The following is a 1,559-nucleotide window of genomic DNA, read 5'->3' as shown; positions in this document are numbered from 1 at the left end:
CTAGCGGTAGTTTGTTGACTTCAGGGTGGTAGGTAGAGGTCGATGCCGTGGCCGCGGGCGAGGGCGTCGAGGAGTTGTTGGAGTTCAGTGGGTGGGGGCGTGTCGGACCAGGCTTTCCACCAGCGTTGCAGCCGCAGCCAGGGGGTCAGCCAGGCGCGTACTGCGCGGAGGGTCTTGGGCCAGCTCTGGTGTGTCACCGGCTGGGGCGGTGCAGGGCCCCCTCTCTGCGGACGCGTCGGGTGACGGGTCCGCGCTCGGTTCTCTGGGAGTGTCGAGTGTGGACGGTTGATCGGTGTGGTGGTCGAACCAGGCCTTCCAGCAGAACGAGAACGCGCAGTGGACCAGGTTCTGGTGGCGCTCGATCGCAACGGCGGAGCGGACCTGGAAATCGGCCCAGCCGAGCTCGTCCTTGACCTGCTTGTAGCTCTGCTCGATCCAGTTCCGCATCCCGTATAGCCGCACCACCTCGACCAGATCGGCGGCGTCGTGCCGACTGTCGGGGGTGTCATGCGGGCCGCCGGGGCGGGGCAGGTTGGTCGCCAGGTACCAGGTTGTTTTGTCCGGCAACGTGGCCGGGTCGGTGGTGGCCACGACGAGGCGGGTCTGCCCGTCCGGCCCCCACCAGCCCAGCGATGCGTCGGTCGCCCACCACGTTTCGGTGTGCCCGTCACGGAACCGGCGCTGCACCCGGCTCCACCTGCCGGGATCGTCAGACCCGTTCCACGGCACAGCCCGGGCGGCGTCTTTCGGGGTATACGCCTCGGCGCCGTACTGCCACGCGCCGCGCGACGGTTTGAGGGCCAGCACGAACCCCCAGCCGCCCTGCTGCAGTTCCCCCCGCAGCTCGTCGTGATCACCGTAACCGCAGTCGGCCACCACCGCCCGACAGGCAACACCAGCCGCAAGCGCCTCGGCCACCAACTCCCCGGCGATGCGCGGCTTGGTCCGGAAACCCGGATCGGTACGCCCTTTCGAGAAGTGCGACGCCGGGGTGTACGCCTGCGCGTGCAACGGATAGTAGACCCGCCCGTCGGCCCACAACGTGGTCACGGTGACCACACCGTTGTCGGTCTTGCCGTATCGGCCAAGCCACTGCCGCCCGACATGGGCCGTGCGCCGGCCAGCCTTGCGGTCACCGGAATCGTCGATGACCAACACACCCCCGGCATGCCAGGCAGTGGCCGGGTCAGCCTGCAGCAGCTCCAACCGCCGGCTGTTGACCTTACCGACGTCCCACGTGGACTCCGACAGGAAGTACTGCAACCGTTGCGCCGCCGCGTGTTGCGCACCCACAACCGGCTCGGTACCGGCCAGGCCGGTCAACGTCTTGTTCCGATCGCGTGGCGCCAACAAGCCACTCAGGTACTCCCGAAACCCCCGCCGCTGCGCCAGCCGCGAGAACAACCCATCGAACAACGCCGCATACGCTTCCAACGGGCCCGCCGCCGGTGGACACACCAACCGAGCCACCAACACCTCACACGGTCCGGCCAACCCCACGACCAAGCGTCAGCCCAACCGTACACAGCCATCCACCGAAGTCAACAAACTACCGCTAG

Annotated in this window: 1 protein-coding gene; it reads right to left on the bottom strand. The window is 67.9% G+C overall.

What is annotated here, in order from left to right; genetic code table 11:
• Positions 1–84: 84 nt before the first annotated feature.
• On the bottom strand, positions 85–1,434 hold the full coding sequence (locus tag ABZS66_RS61680; RefSeq protein WP_354774286.1) for an IS701 family transposase: 1,350 nt from the start codon (positions 1,432–1,434) through the stop codon (positions 85–87).
• Positions 1,435–1,559: the final 125 nt, after the last annotated feature.

This window comes from Dactylosporangium sp. NPDC005572, from assembly GCF_040605515.1.
Taxonomy (GTDB): domain Bacteria; phylum Actinomycetota; class Actinomycetes; order Mycobacteriales; family Micromonosporaceae; genus Dactylosporangium.
Note: the sequence above shows the minus strand (reverse complement) of the source record. Positions and strands in the feature narration are given on the sequence as shown.